Here is a 24,775-nt window from a genome sequence, read left to right on the forward strand (position 1 = left end):
ACTATCTTAAGATTTCGACTGTGCCTTGGTTGCCGTCCACACGCAACCGTTGGCCAGTTTGTATGGTGGCCACGCCATTGCCAATGCCCACCACGGCTGGCAAACCGTATTCGCGGCAAACAATGGCCGTGTGGCTCATAATGCCACCCGCATCAGAAACGGTGGCGGCAATGTGGCCAAAAACTGGCGACCAGGATGGGGAGGTGGAGGGGCAAACCAAGATGTCCCCTGCCTGCACCCGATCCAGCTCAGAAACATCGGCAATGACCCTGGCTTTGCCTTCAACAACGCCCGGCGAGCCTGGAATGCCTTTGAGAATGTTGCTGCCGGTTTCATCTTGTAACCACTCTTTGACCTTGTCTGTGGTAATGCCCCACAGCATGACGGTGAAAGGTTCGGTGACTTCTTCAGGTGGATTACCGAGGGCAGGTGGTGCTTCCCATTGGCTGAGCACACCGTAAATTTGCCGCCGCTCGGCAATAATCGGTTGCCAATAGCCCCAGCCACGCGACTGGCTGCCTACTGACCAACCGGCTACTAAATCATAAAGGGCTTCCATCACCTCATGGCGACGCAGGAAAAACATATCTTCATCATCCTGGAAGTAGTTCATTTGCACAAAAACCTGTGCCAATTGGCGTGATTTTTGCCAGAAGGTTGACCAGAGCCAATGATCAATGTAAAGCATATGCTCTTCGATGTAAACAAAGACAAGGCGCGCCAGGTTGACCATGTTGTCAAAGCCTGGTTGGTCTTCGGGAGCGAGCAGACGGCGGTATTCGGTCGTTATCCGGTCTCGTTCGGCTAAGATTTTCTCTGTCGGCCGTTCAATTGTTTCGCCGCGCCGGAGCTGTTGGATGTAGTTTTTAACGTAGGCTAGGGGGATGCCGGGGTCTTCTAGCCAGGTTTTATAGGTGTGGTAGCCACCAGGATGGCCAGGGTCGGTAGCTACGCGGAACCAGGGATCGGCCGTTTCCTGCCAATCTGCTAACCACTCCTTACCGGCGGTTGTAGTTTCTAGAACAGTAAAAATTGCCTCCGCGTCGGTTCCCTCAAGCAATAAATCGCCAATTTGTTGGGCTTCTGCTTTTTTAGCCAGTCGTTTTAGCTCGTCATCAGGGCGATAAACGTCGATGTTCATGCCGCCCACCATGAGCGAGATAGATTGGTCAGATATTTGCGGGAAGGCTTCGCGGCAAAAGCTGAAAAAGGTGAGGTAGGCAGCGTAGCCGATGTTGAGCAGTTCAAAATGCCATTGGAAGGTTTCGTACATGATGTTGATCATGCGGTTGAACTGTTCCATCATTTTGTGCCCGGAGGAGACGCCAGCGCGGGAGAAGACGATCTGTTCATCTTCTAAACCAGGCAAGGGCTTAAAGGTAATGGCTTTGAGTTCTTCAAAACGGCCGGTGGTTTTTACCTTCCACTGCTCGTAGATTTCGTTCCAATTTTGATAGTAGTAGCCAGCTCGTTTTTGGTAAATTTCAGCCCGTTTAGGAATTTCGGCGGGATCGGGCACGGGAATGGGGGAGGCATAGAGATAGCCATTGATAACCCGCTGATCCACGCCAAACGCAGGCGGCAGGGCAAAGATGCGGGTATTGAAGACGCCTAGGGCGTGCCACCAACATTCGCTAAATATCTCATCATAAGGGTAGAGGGCAGTCGGATGGTGCAGGCGATCCTGGAACCAAAAGCGTTGTTCATCCTGTTCCTGGCGTTCGGTGCCAAAGAGATGGTACCAACTGTACATCTCTTGCCAACCTTCGGCACCGGGCGGTGTTTCTACCTCAAACGGACTGGGAAATTCCTTCATCTTTTTCCTCCTTTTTGGCCAAAGTTGGCCAGGGTGGCCACGATTTGATCGATGGGTTTAGTGGGCAAGTTGACTGGTTGTTGCGGCTGCTGCTGCCAATAAGTTTCGGGGCGAGATTGCAGTAGGTAAATCTTGTCATCGGCTAGGGCAAATTCGATGTCTTGGGGTGTGCCAACGGTGGTTTCTAGCTGACGGCCGTAAATCCATAACTGATTGAGCTGATCGTCTGTTAAACTGGGGACGGTTTGTTTTTCTGGGGGTACTGGCTGGTTGGCTACGGTGGGGGGTGGTGAATGGGTCGGCCGCAACTCAGTCATTTTACTGGCAATCTCAGAGCTGATGAGTTGGCCAGTTACTTTGTCTAGCAGAAAGCGGTCGGGGGTAATTGCCCCCTCGACCAAGGGTTGGCCTAAGCCCCAGGTAGCTTCGATCACAATTTTAGAGCGATCGCCGTTGCTAGGGTTGAGGGTCATCATCACGCCCGAACTTTGAGCCGGAACCATCTGCTGCACAATGACGGCCATCTGGGGCACGGCCGTTATCTGCCTTTCCAAACGGTACGCCTGCGCCCGTTTGCTAAATAAACTGGCCCAACAAGCGGTAATCTTAGGCAAAAGGTTAGAGATACCGGAAACCCAGAGGAAGGTGTCATGTAGCCCAGCAAAGCTGTGCTGTGGGCCATCTTCGGCCAGGGCACTGGAGCGAACGGCTACAGCCGGATTTTTTTGTTGTAGCTGCTGGTAAGCGGCTTCGATGGGCTGCCAATTGACTTGATTACCGGTTGAACCGTTGAGCTGTTCTTTTATCTGGTCTATTGTCGTTGGCGGAAAGAAGGCTGATGGAATGATAAAGCCTGGGGGAATGGGCAGCCCAATTTTAGCCAGATTTAACAAGCCCTGGCCTTTGCCGCCTACCGGGACGGCTTCAACCGCTTTATGGGAAGTCAACCAAACTATTTCTGCATTCACTGATTGTCACTTGACTGATTTAGGAGGGAAACGGCCGTTTCCCGCATTGCGTCATGGGCGGCTTGTAACAAATGATCGGCGTAGAGAATCCCACGTAAGCCGAGTTTTGCCAGAACGGCCGTATTTAGTGGTTCTGTGGCCGAACTTCTCATCATTAAAGGCACAAAAGGCGCGTTCTGCTGCCAATATTGGGCAAAGGTTTCCAACGCTACCAGATCGCTTCCCTGCAACATGAGAGCATCTGCACCTGCTTCAACCAGTTTCAGACTGTCTTCTTTACCGTTTGGTGAAGCCACTTCAACTAAAGTTAGGTTGGGAATGATGGCAAAATCATAACTGGTTTGGGTTAACTTGGCTTGTTGAATGGCTGCCAAAAAGTCTGTGCTTGCGGCCGAACCAGACAAAATTGCTCCGGCAATGCCTAGCCTCTCCAAGACACCCAGCGCATAGGTCAACTGTTGGAGTGGTTGGCTAATATTTAACTCTACCAATAATGGTTTGCTAGTGCAGGCTAAAATGTCTTGGATGGTAAGCAAGCGGGCTGAGAATCCCAAGCATTCGCTGTTGGGCAGACCGCGCCATTGTACCTCTGCCGCCAAACTGAGCCAAAGGGCGTCAAACTGCGGCTGTTTGTTTCCCTCGTTGGCGGTTGCTTGTTCGGCCACAGCGGCACTCAGGCCATTGTGAACAGCGATCAGGCGCAAAAACGGCCGTAACTGCAACAAACGCCGAAAATGACGCTGTCGTCCGGCTGGAGAACTGTTGGCTGTTTGTACGGCCGTGCGTAAATCTGTTGAGGAAATGCCGGGCGTGTAGGGTGGCTCCACCAACTGGCCACCCCACTCCTTTAATACTTCAATCACTCCCTGGCGTGTCTGGCGTAAAATACCGCTTTTCCAATCATCACCATGTACCACATAGTCTGGCTTTAGCATCCGCAAATTAGGTACCAAATCGAGCGACGGTTGGGGAATTACCCGGGCGACACCTTTAATATTTTCTAAGATCGCCTTGCGCTGCTCGTAGCTCATAAAGGCCATCTGTTTATGCTTGGCATTCACCTCGTCTGTGCCCAAGCCCACAATGACTTCGCCCAATTCGCGGGCGACCTTGATAATATTGAGATGGCCGGTGTGGAAAATGTCGGCACTCATGGCCACAAAGACAGTTTTCATAGTTTTTTATAGCCTCAGAGAGTTTGGAGATAGGTCTCAAGCTCTTTGAGCTGCTGCTTCGGGCTTTGACTGTGGGTTAATTGACACGAGTTTATTGCTGCTCTTTTGGAGGAAGGGTGTTGGCAACGGCCGTAACCGAAACTTCTTTCTTCTTACCTCTGATTTTGTCCCACAAAAGCCGGATGTAGCTCCAGATTTGGCGAAAAAAGATCACAATACCAACCAACCCTGAAATTATGATTTTGAGTAAGAAGCTGGTGCTGCCAGGTTCCAAATAGGCAGCACCAATTTTCGTTAGCAAAGTTGCTCTAAAAATATTGAAAACGGCGGTTTTGATGATGTTGACCATGGATAGCCTCTCAATTTGAATGTAGCTGATCAGTTACATCCGTAAATTTGTAGGGGGATTCATAATTTGAAAAATAGCTGCGGTCTTCTAGCAAGGGCAGTTCGGTAGCAAAAAAGTGATTAAACAAAACGCGAAAGCTGTTGATTGGTGAAATCGTGTCGTACAAGGGTACGTCACTGCCTGCTGGCAGGTAATAAGCGTTCAAAATGCGCATTCGTTCCTGATAAAGTGTAATTGAGGGCGTATCCATGCTCGTTTCAAAGGCGGGGCCATGGTCAGACTGGATGATTATTATTGGCTCTTGATCCGAATGTTTCAGGATGCTGTCTACGATTTGGGTCATACGGCCGTTCAAAAAAATGAGCTGGTTTAAGTAACCTTGCTTCAACTCGGCCTGGCTAAGATTTTCCATGACAACCGGATTTCCCTCTTCATCAAATAAAAACGGCCAATGCGGTGAGGGAACATGGGCAAAAACAAAAGTTGGGCTCTCAATTTGGCGTGGCATCCTGGCTAACTCGGCAAACATACAGAGTCGCCTCTGGCGGTCATCTTGCTCAACCAGGCGGAAGCGGTCTGCAGGCGCACGGAGTAAAGAAGTGGCAATAAAACGGCCGCCTGTTTCGTCAACTAGGCCACAGCGCACGTCTCTGGTAGCGTAACGATTTGCCTGGCTAACCCCATAACCCGACCCCATAAAAACAAAGTTGTAACCTTGTGATTGTAAAAATGTGACAACGTTGTTGTCTTCAATCATTTGCATGGGCAGCGCAATAGAAACGCTGTCTTCTCCAGCCAGATTGCTAATTTCATTCACGTAGCTCATGTTCAATGAGGAAGATAAAGAAAGTGAGGTAAGTGCGTAATTGCTATGGCTATTTTCAGCTACATAAAAGCCTCGTTCGGTTAGCCCTTGCAAAAATGGTTGATTATCAAAGCCATAAAAAGTTTGCAATGTCTCTGGGTGGGCATATGCGTCTAAAATGATGTAATAGATGTCGGGCGGCTGGTTGGGTGCTTGATTGCTGGTTAGCTCTATGTTGCCTCGCCATGCTTGCGCTTCATTTGCTCGCTGAAAAATGATTGGCAATAATGAGAAAAGCACCAGTATTGTTCCGGTAAGAGTTAGCCATTTGCTCAAGAGAGCCAGACTTTTTTTGGTACGCCACAGGATGAAAAACAGCAGCAGGTAAAGAACCAACCAGACCGCGGCCAGATGCCGATGTTGAATCTGGTTGATGGCCAGGGTTTTGGTCATATAGTCGAAAATGTGGCCATAGGAAAAGAAAAGTAGCAGCGAGAGGGAGACAAATACGGCCGCTTTGTCATTATCATGCCATAGCCACCGAAAAAATAGCAGCGCGATGCTAGCAAGGATAACGGTTCCCCCCATCATTATTAGCACGGTTTCATTGATGGTTAAAAAATCAATATGGTCGGCCACAATTGACAAGGCGGGAAATATAGCAAATAAAATAGGATGGAAGGTAAAGGACTTTTTCATGGGTTCCTCCAACCCAAACAAAATCCGGCGGCAATAGTCCCATTTTACGAACCAAAGTTACAGTTTAGCTAAAGGCCGAGAAACAAAAACGGCCGTTTCGCCACTCTCATCTGCCGCCACACAGGCCAAAAGTAGCATCACCAGAACGGCCGTTGTATCTGCTTAGCCCGATTGGGCCCAATTTATTCCCTAGTGGGTCGAATACCCCGCCGCTTTGCGGCGATAGGATAAGATTCTTTAGGGATACTCCGTCCGTTTGCGGCGGGGTAGTTCATTTTCGTTTTCAGCTTGCTAGTTGACATTGGGGCATGTTTTTCGTACACTACGTTTAGTTTATACTAAACGTTCGGATTAATGCATAGATTTACGAGGATATCCTATGAATTCGCAGCTTGATGAAGCCCGCCAACATTTTATTCAAGGACTCAGTCGCATTAGCCATTTTGGGGGTTTTCCCAAAGCAATGGGGGCGATTTATGGGGCGATTTATTTGTCGCCGGGGCCGCTTTCGCTGGATGAGATTGTGGCGCAGGTTGGCGTTACCAAAGGCTCCGTAAGCACCAACGTGCGGATGCTGGAGCGGCTGAACATGGTTCACAAAAAGGTTCAGCTTGGCGACCGTAAAGATTATTACACGGCCGAAACGGATTTTTGGAAGATTGTACGCAGCGTTTTGCGGGAGCGTGAACAAAGCGAGTTTGATTTAGCCCTGCGGACAGTGGGTGAGAGCCTCACCTTTGTGGCCGAGGCCGAACTGGAAGGGGATGATGTGGAAACGGCCGTCTTCTACCAAACACGTATGCAAAACATGCAGCAATTTTTCAACAGCCTGGACAATTTAGTAGCTGCCATTATTGCCCTGGATGAGCTTCGTGCTAGCACCGTCCAAAAACTATTTGGCAGCTTGGGCAGCAAGTAATCCACTTTGGGCATGACAAGGAGCAAAGCTCATGATTTTTGGCGTTTATTTGTTTTTAAGCAGCCTGATTTTCCTTCCTTTCTTTATCAAACTGTCGTTTTCTAGCCAAGAAAATAGGCAAGAAAGGGATAAGCGTCACCAATTGCGAGTGTATATTGCCAAATCATTTATCTTTGTGATGACTGGACTAACGCTTTTCACGCTGCTGTCTAGCTGGCAAGGTTTGCTCAAGTTCGGTGTTGCGACCGATTTTAGCTTCCCACAAGACTACATTGAAGCAGGATTATTGGGCTGGTTTATCATGGCCATTGGCCTGGCTGGCGTTCTCTCGCCAATATTTGCAGGTAGAACCACAAACTAAGATTCAGGATTGGTGATTAGGGGTTTTCCTGACCTGCGATCTATTCATTAAAGGATTTCGTCATGACAACGCAACAGCTTCATGCCGTTACTGGCGCATTTGGTTATTCTGGTAAATACATTGCTCATCGCCTCTTGGCAAAAGGGCATCGGGTCACTACCCTCACAAATTCATTGCAGCGCGAAAACCCTTTTGGCAATCGCGTAAAGGCGTATCCCTTCAACTTTGATAATCCAGCTGCATTGGCTGAGACCTTACAAGGCGTTGATGTACTGTACAACACGTATTGGGTGCGCTTTAATCACAAGCTGTTTCGCCATGCAGACGCAGTGCAAAATACGCTGACGCTTTTTGAAGCGGCCAAAAGGGCGGGCGTTTCCCGAATTGTGCATGTGAGCATCACCAATCCCGACGAAAATTCGCCATTGGAATATTTCCAGGGCAAGGCAGTGCTGGAGAACGGCTTGAAAGCATCAGGAATACCTTATTCGATTCTTCGGCCAACAGTGCTTTTTGGCAAAGAAGATATTTTGATCAACAACATTGCCTGGATGCTCCGCAAGTTTCCGGTTTTTGGGGTGTTTGGCGACGGCCGTTACCATATCCAACCCATCTACGTAGACGATCTGGCGCAGCTAGCTGTCGCCGCAGGTGAACACGCTCGCAATGAGATCATCAACGCTATCGGGCCAGAAACCTTTACCTATCGAGAATTAGTTCAGACTGTCGGGACGATTATAGGCAAGAAACGGCCGATTCTCTCCATACCACCAGCATTGGGCTTTGTTATGAGCCAGATTGTAGGCAAAATTGTTGGGGATGTACTTGTTACCCGGGAAGAAATTGATGGTTTAATGGCCGATTTGCTCCATGTACAAACCCCGCCAACGGGCAAAACCCGGCTCACGGAGTGGGCCACCAAACATGCCGATACGCTCGGCAAAAAGTACACCAGCGAACTGGCTCGCCGTCGCAATCGCCAGGTTGCCTATGCCTCAAATTGATTTGCTTAAAACAGTAAATCATTGTCGGTAGGCCAATTCCAAGACATCTCCTAGCCTACCAGCTGCTGCCTGTTAGATTAAATTGATCACTACCTGCTTGCCACCGGGATACGACCATTATAAAGTCAGGACTTACGCAACGAAGACTACAAAAGTCTTCCTCTCTCTGAAATTTACATCAATAGACCCAAGACTTTTGTAGTCTAATGATAGCGAATGCGTAAGTCCTATAAAGTAATCCGAGCCAATTTCATCTGTTCCCGATAGGCAGGTGTAAACTGCCTATAGACACTTACGCTTCGCGGAATAAGCGACAAGAAGCCCCCGAAAGGGAAGATGGGTCACTTGTTGTCCAGGAAGCTATTTTGAAAACTCCCTCAGGCCTGGTACTGAATATGCATGCTCTTCCATTTGAAATTCGCCTTACTCTGGAGTAATATAGCATTCTCTGTCGTTAGTAAAGTCCGTTTTATTTTATACCTATCATTCATGCCAAATAAATAGAGTTGAAACTATTAGCTACCGCAGGTTAGAGGTCTTGGCTTTTACCAAACAAAGCAAGAACGATTTGCGACCATTTTTTACTACAGGACTTACGCAGTAAAGACTACAAAAGTCTTGTTCTCTCTGGAATTAACACCATTAAACCCAGACTTTTGTAGTCTGGTTAGGGCGAATGCGTAAGTCCTATACTATAGGTGTCTTTATGTCCCAAACCTGTTGATCCATATTGCAAATGCGACAGTGCCAATGAGAACCCACATAAGCTTTAAACTATCCGAATAAATCTTTTTGAAACTAGATTTTGTTGCGTTAAAAAATCGAGGGAAAAATGGAAGGCAAGAAGATATTGGTTATCGATGATGATTCGTCAACTAGACACCTCATAAAAGATATCCTGACTCATGCTGGGGCCAAAGTATGTATTGCTCGTGACGGGACTGAGGGATTAAGCCAGTTGTGGACGCATAAACCTGATCTTGTCATTTTAGATATTATGATGCCCAAAATGGATGGGTGGGAAACATTGGAGCAAATGCAGCAAGTAACAGCTATTCCCATTATTGTCTTGACTGCTCTCCCAGAAGAAACAAACCTCGTTACGCGTGGCCTAGATGGCGGTGCTGTTGATTACATGTTTAAGCCATTTCACAATAAAATCCTTGTTGCCCGGGTGCGTGCTGCCTTGCGCCAGTCAGATAAAGCTCAGGAACTATCCTTTCAAGCGACATATTGTGACGACCATTTACTAATTGATTTACAGAACCGCAAATTTCTTGTGGATAATGAACCAATTAATTTGTCCAAAATTGAACAAAAAATGTTGTCGTTTCTTTTCCGGAATAAAGAGCGAACAGTGACAACCAAACAAATATTGGAGGCTGTTTGGGGGCCAGCAAATTTGTATAGTCCTAGTTCTGTACATGTCTATATTTCCCGGTTACGGCATAAAATAGAGATCGATCCCAGTAATCCGCGCTATCTTCGCACGGTTTATGGTATTGGGTATCAAGGTGTATTTGCTACTGTCAAGGAGCCATGCTGAGGTTTCACTGCGTATGTGTTTGGCAAAAAGCTGTGCCCGCTAAAATTGATGCTCAATATTGGGTAACCTCAAATTTAATTCCCTACTCTGTCAATTTATAACAAAGCAATAACTTCCAACATTGGCGAAATGTCCTATCCGCGCTAGCGGAATGTGCTGGCTTCTTTCGTACAGGTTCATTAAGCAATCTTGGCTTTGTTAGCCTGCACGAAATTAATCTAATTCACCTTTTTTTGACCCTAAAAGGAGTTTGCTTGCAACGGGGGAGCCAATTACGATTTTTTGAGAAATTGTTAGGAGGTTGTTAGAAGTTCAGGCCAAATCGCAAGAATAAAACATCTAAATGCCTTTAAGATTAATTTTAGTATATGGAATCGATTTGTTTCAGTCCGTTTAATCGAGCCGCAATTCCAGATAAAGCCCCATAAACATAGTCGTATCTAACCTTATCAGGAGAAAACGAATGTCTACTAACAGAGACCCCCGAACTACCAGGACGCGAAAGAAATACCGAAAAGGACATTTCTTATGGCGTCCGCTTTCATTCCTTTCGATACTATTATTCGCGATTGTAACGGCCGTTCCCACCATATTTGCCGCCGGTGGTGCGTACACACTTAATTTTTCCGCGGCTGATCCGAGCATTTACCTACCCCCTGTTCCATTTCCAACTGCTCTCATCCCCCCAACAGGTAGTGGAAATGGCAACTCTTTAATTCCTCTAGCCCAATTCAACGATGGCTTAACAGATGTCAAAGTTGAGAGCCTTGCACCTGAGGATATGGCCCTCGGTCAAATTGTCCCCTTTGAGACAAAAATTACAGTATCTGGCGACACGACCCCTGAAAATGGTGTCATCACTTTTGTTATGGGTTGGAATACCTTAACCACCAATGGGGATGATTTTGGCTACGATGCCCGCGTTGATGACATAGGGTATGGTGTAATCGGTGCCTTCATTGATACCGGTGATGGTGCCTTTGTTGATACCGGAACGGCCGCGACCGTTGACTCATTTACCTGGTCTCTGATTAATGATGAGATCGTTGGTATCTTCACCGTAAGTGGCCTTGAAGATGGCGATATGGTCGTTCTGGAGACGTGGTTGGTTTTAGACGATACGATCCCCGCTGGCGTAGGCGGCAACGTGCAATCCCGATTGATTGATGCCGCAACTGGCTCTGACCAAAACATAAATGTTGCCAACAGCGGTGCCATTACTCTTGTTAGTGGAGATAGCATCTCCACAGGGAATCAAACGGTACCTTTGCTCAAACCAAGCGACTTTTTCACTGCTGATGTTGATCTATCTGTCACAAAATCAGATGACATTGATCCGATTGTCCAAGGTGAAACATTAACCTATACAATTATTGTCGCTAATGCTGGTCCTTCCGTTGCTAATAGCGTTGTTGTATATGATGAACTTGATCCGAATGTCACTTTCGTGTCCGCTTCGGATGGCGGCTTCATCAATACAGATACCGGAGACGCTGTTCCTGATGGTGCTGTACAGTGGAATGTAGGCTCATTAGCCCCTGGTGAATCAGTAGAATATACTGTGACCGTCACGGTGAATGCAGATGCACCCACCACAAGCCCTACAGGTGAAGACCTTCTAAATACGGTTACGGTCACCACGATTTCTGATGATATCGATCCTAACAACGATACCGACACAGAACCAACTGATGTTGAACCAAGTTTTGTACCTGACCCGGCCATAGATATTCGCAAGAATGCTGAAGGGCCAGATTCTTTTGATGTGACAGAAGGTGGTACGGCCGTTTTTGAGATTCAGGTCACCAACACGGGCAACATCGATCTCACAAACGTTACCGTAAGCGACCTACTCGCACCAGACTGCGTGGCAACCTTTGCCCTAATCACAGTTGGCAGCAGCGAGACTTATTCTTGTGAAGTGACTAACGTTCAAACTGGATTTACCAATACAGCAAGTGTAACGACCGATGAAGGCGCAACCGACTCGGATGACTCAACAGTTAATGTCATCGACGTTCCTTCAGCTATCGAAATCATTAAAACGGCCGTTCCAATCTCAGTTGACGAGCCGGGTGGGGATGTGACCTTCAGCTTTGTCGTGAATAATCTTTCGGCGGTCGATTCTGTGACTATCGACACCCTCAATGACAGCATTTACGGCGATCTAAATGGACAGGGTACTTGCTCTGTGCCACAGACAATTACTGCTGGCGGTAGTTACAACTGCTCTATTACAGCCTTTGTCTCTGGTAATGCAGGGGATAGCCACACCAATGTGGTTACTGCTTCCGGTACAGACGACGACGGCAATCCCGTTAGCGATGACGATGAGGCTACCGTAACCATCAATGACGTGCCTGCCGCTATTGAAATTATCAAAACGGCCGATCCCACATCCGTTTTTGAACCAGGCGAGGAAGTTACCTTCAGCTTTACAGTGAACAACCTTTCGGCGGTTGATTCTGTGACCATCGACAGCCTCAACGATAGCATCTATGGCGATCTACATGGGCAGGGTGATTGCTCTGTGCCGCAGACGATTGCCGCTGGCGGCAGCTACAGTTGTTCCTTCACTGCCTTCGTTTCGGTCACTGAGACCAACGTGGTTACCGCTTCGGGTACAGATGACGACGGCAATCCAGTCAGTGATAATGATGATGCGACTGTGACAGTTGAGGATGTGCCTTCCAGCATCGAAGTTATCAAAACGGCCGATCCCACATCGGTTGCTGAACCAGGCAGCGATGTTACCTTCACCTTCACCGTTAATAACACATCGGCTGTAGATTCAGTCACTATCAATAGTGTGTTCGATAGCATTTATGGTGATTTAAATGGTCAAGGCGATTGCTCTGTACCGCAGACGATTGTTGCCGGTGGCAGCTATAGTTGCTCCATCACCAAAACTGTGAGCGGCAATGCCGGGGATGTGATCAATAACGTTCTTACCGCTGCTGGTCTAGATGATGATGGCAACCCGGTTAGCGGCAGTGATGATGCGGATGTGACAATTACGGATGTCCCATCCGCTATCGAAATCATCAAAACGGCCGTTCCCACCAGCGTCGATGAGCCAGGGGGCAATGTTACCTTTAGCTTTGTTATCAACAACCTTTCAGCGGTGGATTCTGTCACGATCAACAGCCTGACAGATAGTGTCTATGGCGACCTCCATGGACAGGGTGATTGTTCCGTGCCGCAGACGATTGCGGCTGGTGGCAGTTACAGCTGCTCTATCACTGCTATTGTTGCTGGCAACGCGGGGGATTCCCACACCAACGTAGCCACTGCTTCCGGTACAGATGACGATGGCAACCCCGTCAGCGCTGACGACGACGCGACCGTAACCATTGATGATGTACCTTCTAGCATTGAAGTTATCAAAACGGCCGATCCCACCACTGTGGATGAACCAGGTGGAGAAGTTACCTACACTTTCACGGTCAATAACACCTCAGCCGTTGATTCAGTGACAATCAACAGCCTTAACGACAGCATCTACGGCGACTTGAACGGCCAAGGTGATTGCTCTGTGCCACAGACCATCGCCGCAGGTGGCAGCTATAGCTGTTCCATCACGGAATTTGTTGCTGGCAATGCGGGCGATGTCATCACCAACGTGCTCATAGTAGCTGGCATAGATGATGACGGTAATCCAGTTGGCGGTTCCGATGATGCTGATGTGACGATCAATGATGTTCCCTCCAGCATTCTGACAACCAAGAGTGCTAATCCCACAAGCGTTCCAGAAACGGGCGGGGATGTGACGTTCACCATCACGGTAGAAAATACCTCCGCAGTTGATACGGTAACCATTAACTCAGTTATTGACTCCGCTTTTGGCGATGTCAGTGCCAGTTGTACACCAACCTTGCCAGCAGATCTTTTGCCAGGTGAATCCGTTACCTGCACCTTTACCGAGTTTATCTCAGGCGATGTTGGTCAGATTCACACCAATGTTGCGACCGCTTCTGGTGAAGATGATGACGGTAATCCGGTTGAAGATGACGATGATGAGGACGTCCCCTTCAACGATGTCTTGCCAGACATCAGCATTGTGAAAACGGCCGATCTAACCTCCGTTCCAGAAACGGGTGGCGATGTTACCTTTACCTTCTTGGTAACCAACAACAGCGCGGAGGCAGCGACATTAGATAGTTTGGTAGATGACACCTTTGGTGACCTAAATGGTCAAGGCAGTTGTGTGGTACCCCAGCCGCTGGCGGCCAATGGAGGCAGCTATAGCTGCGCCATCACAGTTTTCCTTGCGGGTGATGATTTGGCAGACCACGTGAATGTGGTTACAGCCACAGCCAGTGACAATGAGGGCAACATCGATGAAGACAGTGACGATGAGACGGTTACCTTCGAAGATGTAGCTCCGGAAATCCAAATTACCAAAACAGCCAACCCGAGTAGCGTTCCAGAGACGGGCGGCGATGTGACCTTCACCTTCTTGGTTGAAAACATTGGCCAAGAGGATGTTACGCTCACCAGTCTGACCGACACGGTGTTTGGCGACCTGAATGGTCAGGGCGACTGTGCTGTACCACAGGTCATTGCCATTGGCAGCAGCTACTCCTGTTCCATCACAGTTAGCTTGGCTGCGGATGATTTAGTACCCCATGTGAATGTTGTAACGGCAACGGCCGTTGATGATGACGGCACAGAGGATACAGATGATGACGATGAAACCGTCACCTTTGAGGACGTGTTGCCAGATGTCACAATTACAAAGACGGCAAATCCGACGGCCGTACCAGAAACAGGTGCAGACGTTGAATTCACCATCGTCGTGACCAACAACAGCCTGGAAGATGCCACGATCGACGCGCTGACAGATAGTGACTTTGATTTGGCAACTCATTGTGCAGATGCAGTCGGAACCGTGCTGGCTTCTGGTGCAAGTTACACCTGCACCTTTACTGAGTTCCTCTTGGGCGATGCGTCTGGTCCTGACCACGTGAATACGGCTACAGTGACAGCCTCAGACGATGATGGCAACAGCGATACTGAGTCTGACGACGAAACCGTTCTTTTTGAAGATGTTTTGCCAGACATCACTGTTGTTAAAACGGCGAATCCAACCTCCGTACCGGAGACGGGTGGCGTAGTTTCATTCACTATTGAAGTTACCAACAACAGCACCGAAGATGCGGTTCTGGAAGATTTGGATGATACTGTTTATGGCGATCTCAATGGAAATGACGATTGTTCATATCCCCAGCCATTGGCGGCCAATGGTGGCACCTACACCTGCACCCTGGTCATCTTTGTGTCTGGTGATGCTAGCGGCCCGGATCATGTTAATGTGGTAACGGCCGTTGCCAGCGATGATGACGGCAATACCGATTCAGACTCTGATGATGCAACCGTCACCTTTGAAGATGTCTTGCCAGATGTCACCGTCCTTAAGTCAGCCAATGTCTTGCAAGTGCCAGAGACTGGTGGTGATGTTACCTTCACCTTTGATGTAACCAACAACAATAGTGAAGCGACAACCATCAACGCCCTGACAGATAGCGTCTTCGGCACCCTTGCCGGTGATGCAGATTGTCAAGTTGGTACAGTTCTCGCTGGTAATGGTGGCACCTGTTCATTCGAGGCAACCTTCAATCTATCAGCCGATGACTTGGCTAACCATGTCAACGTCTTCACTGGCGAAGTTTGCGACAATGATGGCAACTGCGACGAAGATGACGATGAGGAAACTGTCACCTTTGAGGACGTGCTGCCAGACGTCACAATTACCAAGACGGCAAGTCCGACGGCCGTTCCCGAAACAGGCGCAGACGTTGAATTCACTATCGTAGTGACCAACAATAGCCTGGAAGACGCCACAATCGATTCGCTGACAGACAGTGACTTTGATTTGGCCGCCCACTGCCCAGATGCAGTCGGTACCGTGCTGGCTTCTGGTGAAAGCTACAGTTGCGTCTTTACCGAGTTCATCTCTGGTAACTACTCAGGGCCTGCTCACGAGAATACCGCCACTGTGGTCGCCTCGGACAATGACGGCAACAGCGATACTGCATCCGACGATGAGACCGTTACCTTCACTGACGTTTTGCCTGATGTTTCCATCACCAAGACGGCCGTTCCCACATCGGTTGATGAACCGGGCGACAACGTTACCTTCACGCTTGTGGTAACCAACAATTCGCTGGAAGAACTGTTCATTGATTCGTTGACAGACAGTGACTTCAACGAGGACCTAGCAGCATCTTGCCCCGAAGCAACGAGTATCAACCTGCAGCCAGGACAAAGCTACACCTGTGTCTTTAGTGCATTCGTAGCTGGTAACACCGCAGACGGTGATCATGAAAACACGGCAACCGTAGTTGCTTCTGACGATGATGGCAACACCGATACCGATGAGGACTCCGCAACGGTAATAATCAACAACGTTGCGCCCATCATCGACATTGTCAAAGATGGGGAAGCCACCATCAACGAAGGTGGCGATACGGCAACGTATAGCTTCACTATCACCAACAACAGCGTTTCTACCGACCCGCTGACCATCACTAGCTTGACAGATGATCAGTTCGGCAACCTGCTGCCAGAGGCTGAAGCGGCCAATGGCGGTTCAATTACATTGGCTCCAGGTGCAAGCTTTAGCTTCACCATTGACCGTGATCTGACGCTGAACGTTGGGGACACCCATACCAACGTCGTAACGGTAATTGGTGAAGATGATGAAGGCTCAACTGCCACAGACGACGATGACCACACAGTTGGCGCAACCGATGTTGCTCCGGCAATTGCCATCGTGAAAGATGGCGAGGCCACCATCAACGAAGGCGGCGACACAGCAACCTACAGCTTCCTGATCACCAACAACTCTGTTTCTACAGACCCGCTGACGATTACCAGCTTGAGTGACGATCAATTCGGCGACCTGTTGCCAGAGGCCGAAGCAGCCAACGGTGGCCCAATCACATTGGCATCCGGCGAGAGCTTTAGCTTCACAATTGACCGTGATCTGACGCTGAACGTCGGCGAGACTCACACCAACGTTGTAACAGTTGTTGGTGAAGATGATGAGGGCAGTGAAGCAACAGATGATGACGACCACACAGTTGGTGCAACCGATGTTGCCCCGGCTGTAAGCATCATCAAAGATGGCCCGGCCAGCATCAATGAAGGCGGTGACAATGCGACCTATGACATCACCATCACAAATGACAGTGTGTCCACAGATCCGCTGACAATTACTTCGTTGGTAGATGATCAGTTTGGTGATTTACTGCCAGAAGCCGAAGCAGCCAATGGCGGCACAATAGTGCTGGCTCCCGGCGACAGCTTCAGCTTCCAGATAACTCGGTCATTGGAATTCAATGTGGGTGATCTGCATATCAATGTGGTCACGGTTGTGGGTGAGGATGATGAAGGCACCGAAGCAACTGACGACGATGACCATACGGTAGCTTTCGACAATGTTGCCCCGGTGATTTCCGTTGATAAAACGGCCGATCAGCTAGAAGTGTTTGCCCCAGGTGAAGATGTAACCTTTACGGTTGTTATTGAGAACAACTCAGTTTCGACTGACCCCGTGACGATTACGAGCTTGGTGGATGACATTCATGGTGACTTGGATGGTCAAGGTGATTGTGAGGTTCCTGTAACAATCCAGCCTGGTGACAGCTACATTTGTTCATTCGTTGGTTTTGTTGATGGAGATGAGTTGGACACGATTACGGCGAGTGGTACAGATGATGAGGGTACGCCTGTCTCGGATTCTGACAATGCCTATGTTGAGATGGTCAACCCAGCGATCACCATTGAAAAGTCCACCGGCCCAGCCGACGCAGACACTCCTCCAGGACCAGAAATCCTCGCTGGCGAAACAGTGAACTGGTTCTACCAGGTGACGAACATTGGTGATGTAACGCTTTCCAATCTGACCGTCACTGACGATCAGGGCGTGACGGTTAGCTGCGCTACCGATACGCTACCTGCTGGTGCATCTACCGTCTGTACAGGAACTGGCACCGCAATTGTTGGTCAGTACGCTAACATCGGAACGGCGACTGCTTCGTATACTGATGCGGATGGGGATGTTGCCAATCGTTCTGACAATGATCCGAGCCATTACTTTGGTGCAACCCCATCGGTAGACATCGTTAAGACGTTTGCCGAGGACAGCGTGATTGCTGGCGGTGCGGGTAGTTCCTTCACCTTGGTTGTAACGAACGATGGCAATGTTGCTTTGGACAACGTTTCTGTGTTTGATGATGTGGATGATCGATTAACGGTGACGGCCGTTTCCGCAACAGCAGGCGCGGACAACGACAGTGATTCTGATGACCAAACCGTAGAATGGCTCATTGCCAACCTCGGCGTTGGGGAATCGGTGACCATCACCGTCGAGTTCTCCGTTAATTCATCCGTGCCTGAGGTGCTTGGTTTGCCAAATACGGCCGTTGTCTCCGACACCTACATAGATGACTTTGGCAACAGCACAGATATTGGTGATGAAGATGATGACACCATCGACATTCTGGTTGACATTGCCCTAAGAATTGTCAAGACATTTGACCCAACGGCCGTTCCGCAAGGAACCCAGCAGAGCTTTACCATTGAAGTGTTCAATGATGGGCCTTCTGATGCCGTTGATGTCTCCGTGACCGACTCCGTACACGATTCACTTGCAGTAGTTGGTGTGTCGGTAACGTCTGGTGTTGGCGACTGTTCCGCAAGCGCAGGACAGGAAGTGGACTGTACAGTTCAAATTCCGGCCGGCGACTCTGTACTCATCACCGTAGATTACCTGACGGCACCGTTTGCCAGCGAAGATTCGCCTTACGACACCACCTCCGGTGACGACTTCCGTTTTGTCTTCCTGAATGGCAGCGTGCTTGAAGGTTCCACCGATGGCGGGCCAATCTTCCTTGATGGGGTTGATATTACAAACGATGTCACCATCTTGACCAGTCTCACAAGGAATGACATCATCTTCGACCCACCAGGCGACGATCCGGCATTCGAGCTGCATCTCTCCTGCTCCGATCCCTTCACGGGTGGTTGGGGCCAGTCCGGTGGTCCAGTTGAAGGCGTTGATGTGAACTGGCAAATTGCTTTCTTTACGATTGCTCGTTACAACAGCCAGGGCTTCCTCAAGTCCTGCGGCAACGTGGTGAATCCGTTTGAGGTGCCGAACACAGCAACGGCTACCGGCGCAGATTCATTCGGCACCGAGACCGTGTCTGATGATGCAACGGTAACCATTGAGCCAGGCATCACGATTGATCGCCTCCAGCTTAAAGGTAAGCGATTGACTGCTCGATTGACGAACTACACTGGTGAACCCAAAGAGATTGTCGATATTGAGATCACCTGGCCGGAAAGCAACGGCGACCTGATTAAGGTCTGGTTGACTTACGGCAACACCAGTGATGTTATCTGGAGTGGTGACGCTGCACCATCAATCGTCTTGCTAGATGTTACAGACCTGGGTTGGAACGGCGGTACGCTCTTTACGGGTGAAGCCATCTTGCGGTTTGATTTCAGAAACAAGGTGGACAGCAGCGGTTACACCATCCGGGTGAACTTTGCTGACGGAACGTTCCTGGATATTAACCAATAAGAGCCCTGGTGAGAAACCTGGGTAAAAACGGGTTTCTCACCTAACAAGCGTAAGTGACAAAAACGGCCGTTTCCCGCCAGAAGCGGCCGTTTTGTTTATCTTCAAAGTTATGTTGCGTAAAATTCAATATGAATGGCGACGGGAGAATATTAGAAGAGTAAATTCACGCCCAGGACGAGGAGCAGTATCAGTACCAGACGTTTGAATCGGTCGGGGTTGATGCGGTTGGCCAGCCATAACCCAACCAAAAAACCAGCCAAAATACCGGGCAGCGACCAGAGAGCGCTGCGCCAGAACGATGCTGTTAGATTGCCGTCCAACCCATGAGCGATAAGAACGGCCGTATTTGTTACCAAAAAATAGCCCTGCAAATTGGTGCGAAACGCTTCCGGCGGCCAGCGGCGAGAAGAACCATACACCACAATGGAGGGTGCACTAGTGTTTAATGCGCCACCCAACACCCCAGCTACAAAGCCAAACCCATACGCCCAGGCAAGATGCTCCAATTTAGGTAGTTGGGGCGAGAAGAGAGCATAGAGCGCATACCCGATCACCAAAATGCCCAGGAGCGTTGTCAGGAAGTCTGCCTCAACCCAATTTAGCAGTGCAACCCCAACGGGCACGCCTACCAGCGTAGCCAGCAGCAGGTGCGTTACGGCTCGAAAGTTAAACGATTGCCGAAAGCGCAGCAAAATGAGGATGGAAAGCAACAGGCCAGCTAATGTGGAGAGCGGCGTTGCCGTTTGAATGCCTAGCAGCGGCACCAACACGGGCATGGCAATGAGCGGTGCACCAAAGCCAACGGCCGTTTGCGAAACTGACGCCAGCCCAATGATCAACGCCACAATTAGCCAATCACTCAATGGGCTGCACCTTTTGCCATTCAATCGTGTAGTTGGCAACGGCCGCTTTTATAAAGCTGCTAACCGGGCAATATTTGTCTACCAACGCTTGTAGCCTGGCCAATCGCGCATCCGACTCGTTGGTGGTTATCTGAATGATTAGCCGGACGGCACGGTAATGCACATCCACCTCGGCCCTGCCACTCAAACCCCGCTGATCCAGCTCCGCTTCGGCAAACGATTCTAGATGATCAAACTGAAACCGTATCTTTTTGGCCAGCCGTGAGGTGGTGACTGATGTGCAGCCGCAAAGGGCGATCAAAATATGCTCCATGGGCGTTGGGGCGCGATCTTCACCGCCGCGGCTGGGCGGTTCATCGACAAAAACAGGCGAGAGGTCTCGCACCTGTACGCGGGTGAGTGCATGTGTTTGCATCACACCGTGCGCCTTGTCCACGGTGATGTAGTCAGGAAGTTGGGACATGAGTGCCTCTTGGGGAATGTTGAACTGTGAAGGGGAGTGCTTGGACTAATCATTCACAATGAGAAGTTCACAATTATTTTAGCCGTTGGAACCAGCGGGGTGCGTCAACGGCCGTTCCACCTTGCCATAGTTGAGTCGTTATTTGGATGTGGCCTAGATGCAAGGCCGTGTGGTCAATGACGTGCAAAATCGCCCAGCGTACCGGTACTTCTCGGTCACGGGCTGGGCGAGTGCCGTCCAAATCCTCTTGGGTAAGGTCGCGGAAGATAACGCGGGTTTGCTCACCCACCTCATACAGTTTTTGCAGCAATACGGCCGTATCCGCCACCACCGTCTCAAATTCCGCAGCCCGATTTCGCGTGGCGGGCAGCCCCCCGACCACTTCGCCCAGCCAAAAATGCTCTGCGCCAGCGGTGTGCATCGTTAACACGGCAATCGAATTTGTTACGTGATCATCCTCCCCTTCTACCGGACGCCAATTGAGTGCCTCTGGTGGCAAGGTTTGTACAATTTCTCCGATTTGGCCCCGCAAATCTTCAATGCGCTCTAAATAAGCGACTGCTTCTGGTAACGTCATACGGATCGCTTCTCCCGGTCATAATTTTGACCCAAGTAAGCTGGGGTACGTGCCCAGCGTGCGCCAAACATCATCACCAGCAAGGTGGTGATGTAGGGGAAGGTAAGTAGCAGTTGGTGGGGCAGCCCAGAGCCAAATACCTGGGCACGCAGGGCAAAAACCTCCACAATGGCAAAGAAAAAAGAGCCAACAAAGATGTAATGGGGCTGCCAACCGCCAAAGAAGGTGAGTGCTGTAGAGAGCCAGCCGCGCCCCTGCACAATCCCTTCGGTGAAGGTGCCGGTGTATACCATTGGTAAATAAACCCCGGCTAACCCGATGAGCATTCCCCCGACAACGGCCGTTACATACCGTGATTTGGTGACATTAATGCCCATGCTGTCAGCAGTCTTGGGGCTTTCCCCTACAGAGCGCAGCTCTAGCCCGTATTGGGTTCTGTACAATAAAAAGTACAGTCCCACCGACAGGAGTATCGCAAAATAGACAAACATATTTTGGCTAAAAATAATCTCCCCCACCACAGGAATCTGGCTAAGCAATGGGATGGGGATTTTTTTCAGGGTAGGGATTTGTGGTGGCGTCAGCGTTACGCCGATGGCCAGCTTGAACGCCAGCGTTGAGACGCCAAGCCCCACAAAGAAGAGGGCCAATCCAATCACAAACTGGTTCATTTTCAGGGTGGTGGTGAAGTAGGTAAAGGCCAGACCAAACAGTGCGCCGGTTAGAACGGCCGTAAGCACCCCAGCCCACAAACTATCGAACTGATACGCACCCAAAAAGCCTAGTGACGCCCCCGCCAGCATAATGCCCTCTTGCGACACGTTGAACTGCCCCGTCTGCCCGGCCAGCATCGTTCCCTGGCTGGCCAAAATGTAAGGCACCACGGCCAGAAAAACCAAGCCAATAAAGCTGACAACCTGATCAAGCTCCATTTACTCCTTCCTATAGGTAGGAACGGGAAGTAAATAACTTGCCCATAACGACATCTCCCGTTCCTTTAAGCTGACGATTCAATTCCATACTTTTTTAATCGTCAGCCCTTACCACATCCGTGAGCAGTACAAAAATTAGAATCAACGCCTCTACGATGAAAACCATCTCTACCGGAATGGCCAACGTGCGCTGCATGGCGCTGGCACCCACCTCCAAAATGGCAATGAACAGTGCTACAAATGGCAAGATGGCATGATTCCCCTTGGAAATAAGCCCAATGATTATGCCCAACGCCAAAAAGTTAGATTGCAACCCTTCGATGAGCCGATGATGGACTCCTGCCACTTCAATTGCGCCAGCCAACCCGCCCATCGCACCGCCCAAAACCAGTGCCAACAAAAACAAAACGCTGGTGTTAATGCCAAAAACGGCCGCTGCGCGAGGATTTGCCCCCGTAGCCACCAACTCATACCCGGCTGAGGTGCGCTCTGTGTAAATATAAACGGCCGCTGCCGCCAACAGCGCAATTAGCAAGCCGCTGTGCAGCGGCGGGCTGGAAATAAGCAAAGGCAGTTCGCCACCTGCACCAATTGGGGTTGTGGTCGGATGCCCGGCCAGCGGATCGGGCCAAATTTCTGTGGCCACATAATCAATCACGCTAAACGAGATGAAGTTGAGCAGCACCGTTGATAAAATCTCGTTGATGTTGAAGCGGTAAAGCAAAATGGCTGGAATAAACGCCCAAAACGCGCCCGACAAAACGCCCGCAATGAGCACCAGCGGCAGCAAAATCACGCCGGGCAAATCAGACAGCAAAATGCCCACGACGGCCGCACCCACCGCCCCCATAATGAGCTGCCCTTCGCCGCCAATGTTAAATTTGCCTCCCTTGGCAGGAATGGTGAAGGCCAGCGCCATCAGCACCAGCGGAATAAACTTTAGCCAAGTCTGAATAAACCCGTTGCGCGTGCGGAAAGAGGTAAACAAGATGGTCTGAAACGCCCGCAACGGGTTGAATCCCATCAATAGAAGCAGGATGCCCACGACCACAAACGCCGCTAAGACCGCAGCCAAGTATGGCCCCACCTGGCGCAGCAGCTTTTGGCGATTTGCGGCCGTTTTGTTCAGGGTTAATTCACTCACCTTGCTTTACTCCACTCATCATGCGTCCTAATTTGTATCGATCAAATTCGTTTCGCTGTAGCTCTCCCATCACAGCCCCGTTGCAGATGGCCACAATACGGTTGCTCAACAAAAACAGTTCATCCATGTTTTCCGAGATGAGTAAAGTGGCCATTCCATCTTCCTGCCGCTGCAAAATTTGTTGGTAAATAAATTCCATCGAGGGAATGTCCAGGCCGCGGGTGGGGTTATGGGCAATGAGAAAACGCACCGGCTGGGAGAAGGCGCGGGCCAACATCACGCGCTGGATATTGCCGCCAGACAAATTGCCTGCGGTATCGGTAGGCCCCTGGGTTTTGATGTCGAATTCCTGGATGAGATCGGTACAGCGTTGAAAGATTTGGGACCAGTTGAGGAAACGGCCGTTGCTATATGGCTCTCGTCTATGCAATCCCAGAATCAAATTTTGGGCCACGTTTGCTTTGGCCAAAAAGCCATCCTGCCATCGGTCTTCAGGAATGTAGGCCACCCCTTCACTTAACAGTTCACGGGTAGAGAGGTTGGTGATGTGACGGCCGTTTATCAACACCTCACCGCTCTGAATTGGGCGCAAACCAAGTAAGCTCTCCGCCAGTTCTAGCTGCCCATTCCCCGCCACGCCAGCCACCCCCACAATCTCCCCCTCGTGGATCGAAATGGAACAATTGTCCAACTCTGGCACCGCACCACTGCCCACCGTCAGGCGGTTCACTTGCAGCGTAGCAGCCTCACGGCTTGGTGCCACCTGTGTGGCCAAATTGCTGTCGGTGAACTGGATGCTTTGCGTAACGTCCAAATCATCCCCCACCATTCCTTTAATAAACGCCTCTTCAGACGCTTCTTCCCGATTGAGGGTGAGCACATTGCGGCCGTGTCGCAGCACCGTAATGCGGTCACACACTTCCAAAACCTCGCGCAGCTTGTGGGTAATAAACACCACCGTCAGCCCTGCCTGCACCATCGTCCGCAAAGAGGAAAATAAAGCATCTACCTCCTGTGGCGTCAGGTTCGTGGTTGGCTCATCCAAAATCAGGATTTTCACGCCCCGGTACAGTGCCTTCAAAATTTCCACACGTTGGCGAATGCCCATCGGCAGCGTGTGAATCGGCTTATCCGGGTTTACCGGCAGGCCAAACTGTTCCCCCAACGCACGGATTTTCTCCTTTTCTGCATTTAGATTGAGATCATATTTTTGTTGCAGTGGGGTGCCCAGCACAATATTTTCCGCCACCGTAAAGCGATTCACCTGCAAAAATTGCTGGTGCACCATCCCAATCCCCCCTTCGATAGCATCTTTTGGGGCACGGATGGTCAACGGTTTGCCAGCGACAGAAATGCTTCCTTTTTCTGGGCGGTAAAGACCATACAACACATTCATCAGGGTGGTTTTGCCAGCACCGTTGCCACCCAGCAGGCCATGAATCTCGCCACGCTCCAAGCGGAGGCTAACATTGTCTAGCGCAATGACAGACCCAAATCGTTTGTGAATATCCTGCATTTCCAGGATGATTTCTTTTTGCATGGCGTTGTTGGGAGGCAAGACA

General features: G+C 49.9%; 16 protein-coding genes. 5 read left to right on the top strand and 11 right to left on the bottom strand.

Translation table 11 applies throughout. From position 1 onward, the window contains the following. Position 1: 1 nt before the first annotated feature. The 5 genes from ACOQPU_RS02195 to ACOQPU_RS02215 form a co-directional block, all read right to left on the bottom strand. Positions 2-1,816: a PEP-utilizing enzyme gene (locus ACOQPU_RS02195; protein WP_420643496.1), complete on the bottom strand. Its 1,815-nt coding sequence runs from the start codon at positions 1,814-1,816 to the stop codon at positions 2-4. Beyond that, complete coding sequence (locus ACOQPU_RS02200; RefSeq protein WP_420643497.1) at positions 1,813-2,784, bottom strand: PEP/pyruvate-binding domain-containing protein; 972 nt, start codon at positions 2,782-2,784, stop codon at positions 1,813-1,815. The genes ACOQPU_RS02195 and ACOQPU_RS02200 overlap by 4 nt, the downstream gene beginning before the upstream one ends. Continuing rightward, positions 2,781-3,959: an isocitrate lyase/phosphoenolpyruvate mutase family protein gene (locus tag ACOQPU_RS02205; RefSeq protein WP_420643498.1), complete on the bottom strand. Its 1,179-nt coding sequence runs from the start codon at positions 3,957-3,959 to the stop codon at positions 2,781-2,783. Before ACOQPU_RS02205 ends, ACOQPU_RS02200 begins: the two co-directional genes overlap by 4 nt. Before the next feature lie 91 nt (positions 3,960-4,050). After that, the gene (locus ACOQPU_RS02210; RefSeq protein ID WP_420643499.1) at positions 4,051-4,308 is read right to left on the bottom strand and encodes a hypothetical protein; all 258 of its coding nucleotides are present in this window, start codon (positions 4,306-4,308) and stop codon (positions 4,051-4,053) included. Between the two features lie 10 nt (positions 4,309-4,318). Continuing rightward, positions 4,319-5,812, bottom strand: a complete 1,494-nt coding sequence (locus tag ACOQPU_RS02215) for a sulfatase-like hydrolase/transferase (protein ID WP_420643500.1) — start codon at positions 5,810-5,812, stop codon at positions 4,319-4,321. Positions 5,813-6,191: 379 nt separating this feature from the next. Between ACOQPU_RS02215 and ACOQPU_RS02220 the strand changes: the two genes are divergently transcribed. The 5 genes from ACOQPU_RS02220 (at position 6,192) to ACOQPU_RS02240 (ending at position 19,234) form a co-directional block, all read left to right on the top strand. Next, positions 6,192-6,731, top strand: a complete 540-nt coding sequence (locus ACOQPU_RS02220) for a GbsR/MarR family transcriptional regulator (protein ID WP_420643501.1) — start codon at positions 6,192-6,194, stop codon at positions 6,729-6,731. Positions 6,732-6,762: 31 nt separating this feature from the next. After that, the gene (locus ACOQPU_RS02225) at positions 6,763-7,092 is read left to right on the top strand and encodes a hypothetical protein (protein ID WP_420643502.1); all 330 of its coding nucleotides are present in this window, start codon (positions 6,763-6,765) and stop codon (positions 7,090-7,092) included. A 62-nt stretch (positions 7,093-7,154) separates the two neighbouring features. Beyond that, on the top strand, positions 7,155-8,096 hold the full coding sequence (locus ACOQPU_RS02230) for an SDR family oxidoreductase (RefSeq protein ID WP_420643503.1): 942 nt from the start codon (positions 7,155-7,157) through the stop codon (positions 8,094-8,096). An 832-nt stretch (positions 8,097-8,928) separates the two neighbouring features. Then, positions 8,929-9,642, top strand: a complete 714-nt coding sequence (locus ACOQPU_RS02235; RefSeq protein ID WP_420643504.1) for a response regulator transcription factor — start codon at positions 8,929-8,931, stop codon at positions 9,640-9,642. A 463-nt stretch (positions 9,643-10,105) separates the two neighbouring features. Then, the gene (locus ACOQPU_RS02240; RefSeq protein WP_420643505.1) at positions 10,106-19,234 is read left to right on the top strand and encodes a DUF7507 domain-containing protein; all 9,129 of its coding nucleotides are present in this window, start codon (positions 10,106-10,108) and stop codon (positions 19,232-19,234) included. Between the two features lie 149 nt (positions 19,235-19,383). On the opposite strand, the gene ACOQPU_RS02245 is transcribed toward ACOQPU_RS02240, so the two are convergent. The 6 genes from ACOQPU_RS02245 to ACOQPU_RS02270 all read right to left on the bottom strand — a co-directional run bounded on the left by ACOQPU_RS02245 (position 19,384) and on the right by ACOQPU_RS02270 (position 24,753). Next, positions 19,384-20,097 carry a sulfite exporter TauE/SafE family protein gene (locus ACOQPU_RS02245; RefSeq protein ID WP_420643506.1) on the bottom strand — a complete coding sequence of 238 codons (714 nt, stop codon included), beginning with the start codon at positions 20,095-20,097 and terminating at the stop codon, positions 19,384-19,386. Next, the gene (locus ACOQPU_RS02250) at positions 20,090-20,560 is read right to left on the bottom strand and encodes an OsmC family protein (RefSeq protein ID WP_420643507.1); all 471 of its coding nucleotides are present in this window, start codon (positions 20,558-20,560) and stop codon (positions 20,090-20,092) included. The genes ACOQPU_RS02245 and ACOQPU_RS02250 overlap by 8 nt, the downstream gene beginning before the upstream one ends. 73 nt (positions 20,561-20,633) lie before the next feature. Continuing rightward, on the bottom strand, positions 20,634-21,137 hold the full coding sequence (locus ACOQPU_RS02255) for a DinB family protein (RefSeq protein ID WP_420643508.1): 504 nt from the start codon (positions 21,135-21,137) through the stop codon (positions 20,634-20,636). After that, positions 21,134-22,069: an ABC transporter permease gene (locus ACOQPU_RS02260; protein WP_420643509.1), complete on the bottom strand. Its 936-nt coding sequence runs from the start codon at positions 22,067-22,069 to the stop codon at positions 21,134-21,136. Before ACOQPU_RS02260 ends, ACOQPU_RS02255 begins: the two co-directional genes overlap by 4 nt. A gap of 94 nt (positions 22,070-22,163) precedes the next feature. Next, positions 22,164-23,213 carry an ABC transporter permease gene (locus ACOQPU_RS02265; RefSeq protein WP_420643510.1) on the bottom strand — a complete coding sequence of 350 codons (1,050 nt, stop codon included), beginning with the start codon at positions 23,211-23,213 and terminating at the stop codon, positions 22,164-22,166. Then, positions 23,206-24,753, bottom strand: a complete 1,548-nt coding sequence (locus ACOQPU_RS02270; protein WP_420643511.1) for an ABC transporter ATP-binding protein — start codon at positions 24,751-24,753, stop codon at positions 23,206-23,208. Before ACOQPU_RS02270 ends, ACOQPU_RS02265 begins: the two co-directional genes overlap by 8 nt. Positions 24,754-24,775: the final 22 nt, after the last annotated feature.

The sequence above is a fragment of the Candidatus Leptofilum sp. genome (assembly GCF_965223285.1).
Classification (GTDB): domain Bacteria; phylum Chloroflexota; class Anaerolineae; order Promineifilales; family Promineifilaceae; genus Leptofilum.

Excerpts from the sequence above, each read along its gene's own strand:
- ACOQPU_RS02195 (WP_420643496.1), bottom strand. The coding sequence starts at position 1,816 with ATGAAGGAATTTCCCAGTCCGTTTGAGGTAGAAACACCGCCCGGTGCC.
- ACOQPU_RS02205 (WP_420643498.1), bottom strand. The coding sequence starts at position 3,959 with ATGAAAACTGTCTTTGTGGCCATGAGTGCCGACATTTTCCACACCGGC.
- ACOQPU_RS02210 (WP_420643499.1), bottom strand. The coding sequence starts at position 4,308 with ATGGTCAACATCATCAAAACCGCCGTTTTCAATATTTTTAGAGCAACT.
- ACOQPU_RS02215 (WP_420643500.1), bottom strand. The coding sequence starts at position 5,812 with ATGAAAAAGTCCTTTACCTTCCATCCTATTTTATTTGCTATATTTCCC.
- ACOQPU_RS02220 (WP_420643501.1), top strand. The coding sequence starts at position 6,192 with ATGAATTCGCAGCTTGATGAAGCCCGCCAACATTTTATTCAAGGACTC.
- ACOQPU_RS02225 (WP_420643502.1), top strand. The coding sequence starts at position 6,763 with ATGATTTTTGGCGTTTATTTGTTTTTAAGCAGCCTGATTTTCCTTCCT.
- ACOQPU_RS02230 (WP_420643503.1), top strand. The coding sequence starts at position 7,155 with ATGACAACGCAACAGCTTCATGCCGTTACTGGCGCATTTGGTTATTCT.
- ACOQPU_RS02235 (WP_420643504.1), top strand. The coding sequence starts at position 8,929 with ATGGAAGGCAAGAAGATATTGGTTATCGATGATGATTCGTCAACTAGA.
- ACOQPU_RS02240 (WP_420643505.1), top strand. The coding sequence starts at position 10,106 with ATGTCTACTAACAGAGACCCCCGAACTACCAGGACGCGAAAGAAATAC.
- ACOQPU_RS02250 (WP_420643507.1), bottom strand. The coding sequence starts at position 20,560 with ATGTCCCAACTTCCTGACTACATCACCGTGGACAAGGCGCACGGTGTG.
- ACOQPU_RS02255 (WP_420643508.1), bottom strand. The coding sequence starts at position 21,137 with ATGACGTTACCAGAAGCAGTCGCTTATTTAGAGCGCATTGAAGATTTG.
- ACOQPU_RS02260 (WP_420643509.1), bottom strand. The coding sequence starts at position 22,069 with ATGGAGCTTGATCAGGTTGTCAGCTTTATTGGCTTGGTTTTTCTGGCC.
- ACOQPU_RS02270 (WP_420643511.1), bottom strand. The coding sequence starts at position 24,753 with ATGCAAAAAGAAATCATCCTGGAAATGCAGGATATTCACAAACGATTT.